Raw genomic sequence first — 9,055 nt, 5'->3', positions numbered from 1 at the left:
CTTGAAGCCTCGTGTCTTCGCGGCTGTTTTCATGGCTTCAAAGTCCAGGCCGGCAGACGCAAAAAGCTTCTCGGCCATTGCGCGGGTGACCCAGCCTTCCAAGTCTGCACGGTCAGCGCCGCCATCTTCGCGAACCAGATCCGACTGGGCGCCGGACCATGAGTTCTTCACGACATCCCAGCCATAGGAGGCTGGCTCAGTTTCGTGAACAATGATCGCCGCGGTCGCGCCTTTACGGGCGGCTTCTTCATATTTGTAGGTCCAGCGGCCGTAATAGGTCATGGACTTGCCCTTGAAGAGCTCGGGATCGCCAGTGGCAAAACCTGGGTCGTTGACGAGGATCACGACTGTCTTGCCCGTGTAATCCTGGTCTCCATAGTCATCCCAGCCATATTCCGGCGCGTCGACGCCGTAGCCGACGAAGACCACGTCAGAAGGTGCGAACGAAATTGTCGTGGAGTCCTGATGCTTGGTCCAGATAACGGAATCCTGCTTCAGCACTGTCGGCATCTCGGTGCCGTCCGGCGCCGTGAAGGTCAGAAAGGACTGTTCTGGTTCGATGGTCTGGTTGACCATGGCCACCTTCTGGAAATACGTGCCGTCGTCGCCGCCCGGTTTCAGACCGATCCGGGCCATTTCAGCGCCAATCCATGTGGCGGCTTCTTCACCGATCGGGGTACCTGGGCCGCGGCCTTCGAAGGTGTCATCCGCCAGCGTCTTGATGCGCTCGGCGAGATCGCCCGCTGTGATGGCTGCCGTAGTGTCTGTGGGCAATGGCATCAGCAATGTCTGGGCGGGCGGCGTCTCGGCAACGGGCGCCTCGGCGGGAGCGGACTCCGGTTTCGGGCTGCCACATGCAGCGAGCGCCAGCAGTGACGCGGCGAGTACATAATGTTTCATCTTTGAGTGCCCCTCCAATGGGCATTTCGGCTTGCTTGGGACAGGGTCTGGCATGGGCCGCGTCAGGCTTCAAGGCACGGCTGTTGCAGTACGCATAGCAAAAAGGCGGACTCCATTGCTGGAACCCGCCTCTCAAAGGTCAATTCGACCCTGGACTATTCCTTGGCAGCTTCGGCTGCGACCTCGGCTTCTTCGGCGGCTTCTTCAGCTGCATCCGCAGCGTCTTCAGCAGCAACAGCTGTCGCGACGGCAGCCGCATCAGCGGCATCGTCAGCGGCTTCTTCCGCCATGTCGGCAGCGGCGGCAGCAACTTCCGGGTCGCTGGTCGCGTCAGCGGTTTCAGCTGCGACGGCGGCTTCAACAGCGGCGCCCTGAGCGGCTTCGGCAGCCGGGGCCGCTTCTTCCGACACATCGACAGCCTCTGCTGCTGCGTCGGCCGACACTTCAGCTGAAGCGGCGTCCAGGCTTGCGGCAGCCGATGATTCGGCTGTGGTTGGCGTGGCACAGGCGGCAAGCATGGCCATGGATGCGGCAGCACCGGCTATCAGTTTGATGTTCATTTATTCACCCTCACTTTGACTTTATTGTCTTGTATTCGGCGACCCCGGTTCCCGAAATTCGCCTGTAGCGGGCGTCTCAACCAAATGTGGCGATTTCAGGGCAGGGGTATCCATTCCACCTCGTCACCCGGCACGAGCGGGAAACGATCGGTACCATGAAGTTTTGTGGATTGTTCCCAGTCCTGCTTGGCTTTTTCGATCTTGTCCGTGTCTGACGCGACGAAGTTCCATTCGATCTTGCGGGGCCCATCCATTGTTGCGCCACCGCAGATGACGGCCTTGGTGCCAGGCAGGAATTCAACGGCAACGTCTTCGCCGGGCGCGATGACAAGCATGTGGCCTTCCTCGGCTGTTTCGTCTTCTATGCGGGCGCCTCCAGAGACAATGTAGAGGGCCCGTTCCTCAGCAAGGCTTGCCGGCAGGATCATGCCGGTACCGTCAGGGGATTCAATCGCGACATAGAGAATATCCCATGGGAACGCGACCGGTGAGGCATGGCCCCAGGCTTCACCGGCGAGCACACGGATGCTGGCGCCGTTTTTCTGGAACGATGGCAGGGAGTCTGCGGGATGATGCGTGAAGGCTGGGGCGCAGTCCTCTTCCGGCAGCGGCAGGGCCACCCATGTCTGCAGGCCGTGCATGCGTTGGCCGGCTGCGCGCTCCGGCGCCGGCGTGCGCTCGGAGTGGACGATGCCGTGCCCGGCGGTCATCCAGTTGACCGCACCCGGGCGGATGACAAGATCCGTGCCGAGGCTGTCCTGATGGCGAATGGCGCCTTCAAACAGGTAGGTGACTGTGGAGAGGCCGATATGTGGATGGGGGCGAACATCAAACCCCTCACCCGGCGCATAGTCGACGGGTCCGAAATGGTCGAAGAAGATGAAGGGGCCGACCATTTTCTGCGCATGGAAGGGCAGCACCCGGCGGACGCGGAAGCCGCCGCCCAGATCCTTGGCGCGCGGATCGATTGTTCTGACAATTGCATTCGTCATGTGCGTTGGGCCTTTTCTGCGAAATGAGAGACTTCACATATGACATCATGAGTGACGATCTCCAGCCATATCTAGATCAAATCCGCGCGTGCCAATTGTGCGCCAGTGATATGAGCCGGGCGCCACACCCGGTGCTGCAAGCCAGCGCAAGTGCCCGCATCCTTGTTGCGGGACAGGCGCCCGGAAACCTGGCCGATGTGACAGGAATTCCCTTCAATGATCCCTCGGGCAAGCGTTTACGCGAGTGGATGGGCGTGACGGATGAGGAATTCTACGACGCATCGCGCGTTGCCGTGGTTCCGATGGGCTTTTGTTTTCCCGGGTATGACTCCAGAGGGGCAGACAGGCCGCCAATGGTGAGGTGCGCCGAGACATGGCGAGCCGGGCTGTTAGAGCGTCTGCCTGACATCAGGGTGACAGTGCTTGTTGGGGCGATTGCCCAGAAATGGCATCTTGGGCCGCGTGTCGGAAAGACATTGACTGAGACGGTCGGCAAGTGGCAGGACTACACGAGTGATCAAGTGTTCACAACTCCTCACCCTAGTTGGAGAAATACGGCATGGCTGAAACGCAATCCCTGGTTCGAGGCAGAGGTGCTTCCCGAGCTGCGGCACGCCGTGCGGGCGGCCTTGGCATTGTGACACTGCTGCTTGCGGGCCTGATGGTCTCAAGCTGCGTCCATCCGGTTACGCAGGGAAAGTTGTCGATGTCGGAAGCGGTCGGACCCCATTTCGAAATAGAAAATCAGGTGTTTGTAGCGGCTGACGGCGCGCGACTGGGGCTGACCGTTTGGCCGGCTTTTGATGTGGAAGAGCCAGAATATGTTGTCGTCGGCGTTCATGGCATGAACGATTATGCCAATGCCTTCCACATGGCGGCGCCTTATTGGGCTGCCCATGGCGTGATGACCTATGCCTATGACCAGCGCGGCTTCGGCCGTTCACCAGGCCGGGGCATCTGGCCGGAAGAAGAGCTGATGCGCGAGGACTTGCGCACGGCGGTCGATGTGGCGCGAGCCAGACACCCCAAGGCCGTCATCACCGTCGTCGGCATCTCCATGGGCGGTTCAGTTGCTCTCAGCGCGTTTGGATCGGACCGGCCACCGGCGGCCGACCGTCTTATCGCCTCAGGCCCCGGACTGCGCGGCTGGGGTGCCATCAACCCGCTCTACAAGGCAAGCCTATGGTCCTCGACCCACATGCGGCCCGGCTGGATCGTGCGACCACCACGTGGTCTCGTGAAGATCGAGCCCTCGGACAATATCGAGATGTTGCGTCGAACATGGGCTGATCCGCTGATGATGCCCGAGAACCGGATAGATCAGGTCTATGGCGTCGTCAGCCTCATGGAGACGGCCCACCAGCGGGTGGCGAACTTGACCGACAAGGTGCCGACCTTGATATCCTATGGCGCCAATGACCTGGTGATCACGCCGCCGGGTGTGAAACGAACAGCCAAAAAACTCCCCACCAGTATTCACACTGTATATTATCCGAAAGGATACCATATGCTGATGCGTGACCTGCAGGCCGAAACGGTCCATGCCGATTACCTTGCCTTCATGCAGGATCCGGCTGCACCCCGGCCCAGCGGGTCGCCGGATTGGCCATGGCGCTGAAGCGGGCATTCCACAGCCCAAAGCCCCTTGCGGTCAGTCACGCGTGGACAAATATAAGGTGTTCTGCCAGTTCTGGCAGAATAGAGATTCCAGATAGCCAGCCCCGAGGCGATATTTCATGACGAGTTCTTACCAGACTGCCCTCAACCTTGTTCCCATGGTAGTGGAGCAGACAAGCCGCGGGGAGCGGGCATTTGATATCTTCTCGCGCCTGCTGAAGGAGCGAATCATCTTCGTGACGGGCGGCATCGACGATGGAATGGCGGCGCTGATTACCTCGCAGCTGCTGTTTCTTGAGTCGGAAAACCCTAAAAAAGACGTCGCGATGTATATTAACAGCCCGGGCGGCTACGTTACGTCGGGCCTCGCGATCTACGACACGATGCAATATATCCGCTGCCCGATTTCGACCGTTTGCTTCGGCCAGGCGGCCAGCATGGGTTCGCTGCTGCTTGCGGCCGGCGAGCACGGCATGCGCACATGCCTGCCAAACGCACGTGTCATGCTCCACCAGCCATCGGGCGGATACTCAGGCGTTGCTACAGATATCGAGCGCCACGCGCAGGATATTATCGATCTCAAGAAGCGGCTCAACAATATCTATGTGAAGCATACCGGCCAGGATTATGACGTGATCGAGCGCAAGCTGGACCGGGACACGTTCCTTACGGCCGAAGAGGCCGTCGAATTCGGTATCGTGGACAAGGTGTTTGAGCCTCGCGACCGCGAGGATGAAAAATAGGCGGCGACGCCCCCCATCAATTACGGCCCGCCTCTTGCAGGGAGGGCCATGACCCTTATTGTCATATTAAGAAACCGGGTGAGGGCGCTTAAAGGCCCCGTTAAACCTTACCCGGCATTGAGGACGGCATGACCAAGCAAAACGGCTCAGGCGATTCAAAGAATACGCTCTACTGTTCTTTCTGTGGAAAGAGCCAGCATGAAGTTAAGAAACTTATTGCCGGCCCCACGGTGTTCATCTGCGACGAGTGCGTCGAACTGTGCATGGACATCATCCGCGAGGAAAACAAGACGGCGATGGTGCGCTCCCGTGAGGGTGTGCCAACGCCACAGGAAATCTGCGACGTGCTGGATGATTATGTCATCGGGCAGCGCCACGCCAAGCGCATCCTGTCGGTGGCCGTGCACAATCACTACAAGCGTCTCTCGCACGCAGGCAAGGCAGACGGCGTAGAGCTGTCGAAATCCAACATCCTGCTCGTCGGCCCGACCGGTTGCGGCAAGACGCTGCTGGCTCAGACGCTGGCGCGGATCCTGGATGTGCCATTCACCATGGCTGATGCCACCACGCTGACAGAAGCCGGCTATGTCGGCGAGGATGTCGAGAATATCGTGCTGAAGCTGCTTCAGTCGGCCGACTACAATGTCGAACGCGCCCAGCGCGGCATCGTTTACATCGATGAAATCGACAAGATTTCGCGCAAGTCCGATAATCCGTCCATCACACGCGATGTGTCGGGTGAGGGAGTGCAGCAGGCGCTTCTGAAGATCATGGAAGGCACGGTTGCTGCTGTGCCGCCACAGGGCGGGCGCAAGCATCCGCAGCAGGAGTTCCTGCAGGTCGACACAACGAACATCCTGTTCATCGTTGGTGGCGCGTTTGCGGGCCTCGACAAGATCATCTCGTCGCGCGGCGACAATGCCTCGATCGGCTTTGGCGCGTCGCTGAAGGATCCAGAAGCACGCGGCGTGGGCGAAATCCTCCGCAGCACCGAGCCGGAAGATCTCCAGCGCTTCGGTCTTATCCCGGAATTCATCGGGCGCCTTCCTGTCATTGCGACCCTGGAAGACCTTGATGAGAAAGCCCTGATCGAGATCCTGACCCAGCCGAAGAATGCTCTGCTCAAGCAGTATCAGAAATTGTTCGACATGGAGAACGTGGCGCTGACCTTCACGCCGGAAGCCCTGACGAGCGTTGCGCGTCGCGCCATCGGCCGGAAAACAGGTGCACGCGGCCTGCGCTCGATCATGGAATCGATCCTGCTGGATACGATGTTCGAGCTGCCGAACCTTCGCGGTGTTGAAGAGGTCGTCATCAATGGTGAAGTGGTCGAAGGCAATGCCGAGCCGCTTTATGTCCACTCCAAGAAGAGCCAGCCTGAAGCCGGCTGACCATTGATCGAATACGAATTTATCAAAGCCCGGACCGATGGTCCGGGCTTTTCTATTTCACCGAATTTTCCGTCAGGACATAAAGAAAGGCCGGCATCCTGAGATCGATAACAAATTTGGCAGAGGCGCCCCGTCGGCTTTTGCAAGCACGAGTGATGTTTGTACGGTTGAGCTGATTTCGCGCTTGCATTACCAATGCGTCTCGTTCTGATCAGTTTCGGGTAGGTTGGGGATGAGGTACGCATACGGCGCGGCGCGCGCCATGTTGATAGCCATTATCGGTGTATTTTTTGTCGCTGAGGCTGGCGCTCAGGTTGCGTCTCATGGCGAAGGAAGATCGTGGCTTCGAGATTCTCAAATCGTATTGAAGGGCTACTTGGGATACATGGAGCCCCTCGATAGGGCTTCCCTTGCTGCCACCCGTTACCTGAATGGCGAAATCGACGAAAATGATGCTCGATATTATCTGACTATCGCTCGTGAAGAAGTGGATATGATCGACCACAATCTGAAGTGGCAGATCGATATGATGCGGCCCGTGCCCGCTCAGCCTGAGAAGACCTCCAGGCAGCTGGTTCATTTTTTGTCCAACCTGCCTGAACGGGCACAAGCTATGCGTAACGCAAGCATGCAGGTCATAGACCTTTATGAGACCTTTGTGGATGGAAGTGTGCTTGGCTACGAGGCTGGCACGCGTCAATACTTGCTCGCACTGGACGAGGTCGAATCTCTCGCCAAACCCTATTACGATATTTCTCTATTGGACTATGAGAAGGATGATGAACTGAATCGATCGTCCATCGAAATACAGAAAGCCGATGACGTCTGCTATTTTGCAGTAATGCGCCTCTATTATTCCTTACTCCTCTTTGACCGCGCCGATAGTGCTGACGCTATGAGCGCTGTCGCCGACGCAGTTTCCGATATGGAGATGGAGATCGAAGCTGGAATGAAAAGCGCGCAAGAATTTAAGGCTTTCCTTGAGTCTCCCGATGGAAAACGTCGGTATGATCGAGAAATGCAATTGAAAATGACTAATGATCAGCTTGCCTCCTACGAAAAGGAAAGCAGGGTGGCAAAGGCCTATCATAAAGTCTTAGTCGCCGCTGATGTTGCCGATACCGACCCGGGTTTGGTCGCTTCCGCAAGTTCGGAATTGTTCAATGCCAAGCAGGCAACGCTGCCTGACTGGGAGCGCGCCCGGAAGCAGCTAAGGGCCAGAGGGGGGGAGGCCGAGGCGAAAGCGCCCTCACAAAGTCTCCATGGAGATCCCGTTCAAAGCCTGCCTTCAGAGGAACATGGGTCAACAGAGCTGTAGTTCCTGATCTCAGGGAAATCCCTCTGCTGTCACTCGTCTATCGTCGCGGCATAAAAGAAAGGCCGGCATCCTAAGATGCCGGCCCGGGTCGTTAAGAGGGATCAAGCTCTTAAACTTTGTAGTACATCTCGAATTCAACCGGGTGTGGGTGAAGTTCGTAGCGCATGTTCTCTTCCATCTTCAGTTCGATATAGGCATCGATCTGATCGTCGTCGAACACGCCACCCTTGGTCAGGAACTTGCGGTCTGCATCAAGCGCCGCAAGGGCTTCGCGCAGTGAGCCGCAGACCTGAGGGATCGCATTGGCTTCTGCTGGTGGCAGATCGTAGAGGTCCTTGTCCATGGCATCGCCTGGGTGGATCTTGTTCTCGATGCCGTCGAGGCCAGCCATGAGCAGGGCTGCGAAGGCGAGATACGGGTTGGCCGCAGGATCCGGGAAACGCGTTTCGATACGCTTCGCTTTCGGGTTGGAGCCGAACGGAATACGGATCGACGCCGAACGGTTACGGGCCGAATAGGCCAGCATGACAGGTGCTTCATAGCCCGGGACAAGGCGCTTGTAGCTGTTTGTTGACGGGTTGGTGATCGCGTTGAGGGCCTTGGCGTGCTTGATGATGCCGCCGATATAGTAGAGGCACATTTCGGACAGGCCTGCATAGCCGTCGCCAGCGAAGAGTGGCTTGCCGCCGCCCCAGATCGACTGGTGGACGTGCATGCCGGAACCGTTGTCCTTGAACATTGGCTTCGGCATGAAGGTCGCCGTCTTGCCATAGGACGCCGCCACATTGTGGATGACGTACTTGTAGAGCTGGAGGCGGTCAGCCATCACGGTCAGGGTCGAGAATTTCAGACCCAGTTCGTGTTGGGCTGGCGCCACTTCGTGGTGGTGCTTTTCCGGGTCAAGACCGATGTCGAACATGACGGAAAGCATCTCGCCGCGCATGTCCTGTTCGGAATCGATTGGCGGAACAGGGAAGTAGCCGCCTTTGGGGCCAGGGCGGTGGCCCATGTTGCCCATTGGGTATTCCTTGCCGGTATTGATCGGCAGTTCCGTCGAATCGAAGCTGTAGCCCGTGTTGTGAGGCTCGATCGACCAACGCACGTCGTCGAACACGAAGAATTCGGCTTCAGGACCGAAAAACACGGTGTCGCCGACGCCGGCGGCTTTGACATAGGCTTCCGCCTTTTTGGCCGTCGTGCGCGGGTCGCGGTTGTAGGGCTGGCCAGAGATCGGGTCGAGCACATCACACATGACTGCCAGCGTCGTTTGCTGGAAGAATGGGTCGATTATGGCGCTGTCCTGATCAGGCATGAGAAGCATGTCAGACTCGTTGATCGCCTTCCAGCCAGCAACGGACGAGCCGTCAAACATCTGGCCCTCGGAGAAGAAATCATCCTCGACCATGTTCTTGTGAAACGTCACGTGCTGCATCTTGCCGCGCGGGTCGGTGAAGCGAAGGTCGACGTACTGAACGTCTTCGTCCTTCATCATTTTGATTAGTTTGTCAGCCATTGGATTTGCCCTCCAGGTTAG

At 58.0% G+C, this 9,055-nt stretch carries 8 protein-coding genes and 1 pseudogene; 5 read left to right on the top strand and 4 right to left on the bottom strand.

Features of this window, described 5'->3' with window-relative positions; translation table 11 throughout:
• From HY30_RS16485 to HY30_RS16475, 3 genes and pseudogenes are all read right to left on the bottom strand, one after another.
• Nucleotides 1–900 (bottom strand): annotated as a pseudogene (locus tag HY30_RS16485) (peptidase M28); the annotation flags it as partial.
• Nucleotides 901–1,055: 155 nt separating this feature from the next.
• The gene (locus HY30_RS16480) at nucleotides 1,056–1,460 is read right to left on the bottom strand and encodes a hypothetical protein (RefSeq protein WP_034743244.1); all 405 of its coding nucleotides are present in this window, start codon (nucleotides 1,458–1,460) and stop codon (nucleotides 1,056–1,058) included.
• A gap of 95 nt (nucleotides 1,461–1,555) precedes the next feature.
• A complete protein-coding gene (locus HY30_RS16475) occupies nucleotides 1,556–2,452 on the bottom strand; it encodes a pirin family protein (RefSeq protein WP_034743241.1) in 897 nt (298 codons plus the stop codon).
• Between the two features lie 47 nt (nucleotides 2,453–2,499).
• Here HY30_RS16475 and HY30_RS16470 point away from each other — a divergent pair, with 47 nt between their 5' ends.
• The 5 genes from HY30_RS16470 to HY30_RS16450 all read left to right on the top strand — a co-directional run bounded on the left by HY30_RS16470 (nucleotide 2,500) and on the right by HY30_RS16450 (nucleotide 7,521).
• The gene (locus HY30_RS16470; protein WP_034743364.1) at nucleotides 2,500–3,093 is read left to right on the top strand and encodes a uracil-DNA glycosylase family protein; all 594 of its coding nucleotides are present in this window, start codon (nucleotides 2,500–2,502) and stop codon (nucleotides 3,091–3,093) included.
• A 65-nt stretch (nucleotides 3,094–3,158) separates the two neighbouring features.
• Nucleotides 3,159–4,070, top strand: coding sequence for an alpha/beta fold hydrolase (locus HY30_RS16465; RefSeq protein ID WP_241765763.1), 912 nt, complete (start codon nucleotides 3,159–3,161; stop codon nucleotides 4,068–4,070).
• 118 nt (nucleotides 4,071–4,188) lie between these two features.
• A complete protein-coding gene (locus HY30_RS16460; RefSeq protein ID WP_034743237.1) occupies nucleotides 4,189–4,812 on the top strand; it encodes an ATP-dependent Clp protease proteolytic subunit in 624 nt (207 codons plus the stop codon).
• Between the two features lie 128 nt (nucleotides 4,813–4,940).
• Complete coding sequence (clpX, locus tag HY30_RS16455; RefSeq protein WP_034743233.1) at nucleotides 4,941–6,203, top strand: ATP-dependent Clp protease ATP-binding subunit ClpX; 1,263 nt, start codon at nucleotides 4,941–4,943, stop codon at nucleotides 6,201–6,203.
• A gap of 262 nt (nucleotides 6,204–6,465) precedes the next feature.
• Nucleotides 6,466–7,521 carry a hypothetical protein gene (locus HY30_RS16450; RefSeq protein WP_034743231.1) on the top strand — a complete coding sequence of 352 codons (1,056 nt, stop codon included), beginning with the start codon at nucleotides 6,466–6,468 and terminating at the stop codon, nucleotides 7,519–7,521.
• 109 nt (nucleotides 7,522–7,630) lie between these two features.
• Here the strand turns inward: HY30_RS16450 and glnA are convergent, their stop codons facing one another.
• On the bottom strand, nucleotides 7,631–9,034 hold the full coding sequence (glnA, locus tag HY30_RS16445) for a type I glutamate--ammonia ligase (RefSeq protein WP_034743227.1): 1,404 nt from the start codon (nucleotides 9,032–9,034) through the stop codon (nucleotides 7,631–7,633).
• Between the last annotated feature and the right edge of the window lie 21 nt (nucleotides 9,035–9,055).

The organism is Hyphomonas chukchiensis (assembly GCF_000682695.1).
GTDB classification, from domain to species: Bacteria; Pseudomonadota; Alphaproteobacteria; order Caulobacterales; family Hyphomonadaceae; genus Hyphomonas; species Hyphomonas chukchiensis.
Note: the sequence above shows the minus strand (reverse complement) of the source record. Positions and strands in the feature narration are given on the sequence as shown.

Coding starts and splice junctions, on each gene's coding strand:
- clpX (WP_034743233.1), top strand. CDS start 4,941: ATGACCAAGCAAAACGGCTCAGGCGATTCAAAGAATACGCTCTACTGT.
- HY30_RS16465 (WP_241765763.1), top strand. CDS start 3,159: ATGTCGGAAGCGGTCGGACCCCATTTCGAAATAGAAAATCAGGTGTTT.
- HY30_RS16480 (WP_034743244.1), bottom strand. CDS start 1,460: ATGAACATCAAACTGATAGCCGGTGCTGCCGCATCCATGGCCATGCTT.
- HY30_RS16475 (WP_034743241.1), bottom strand. CDS start 2,452: ATGACGAATGCAATTGTCAGAACAATCGATCCGCGCGCCAAGGATCTG.
- HY30_RS16470 (WP_034743364.1), top strand. CDS start 2,500: ATGAGTGACGATCTCCAGCCATATCTAGATCAAATCCGCGCGTGCCAA.
- HY30_RS16460 (WP_034743237.1), top strand. CDS start 4,189: ATGACGAGTTCTTACCAGACTGCCCTCAACCTTGTTCCCATGGTAGTG.
- glnA (WP_034743227.1), bottom strand. CDS start 9,034: ATGGCTGACAAACTAATCAAAATGATGAAGGACGAAGACGTTCAGTAC.
- HY30_RS16450 (WP_034743231.1), top strand. CDS start 6,466: ATGTTGATAGCCATTATCGGTGTATTTTTTGTCGCTGAGGCTGGCGCT.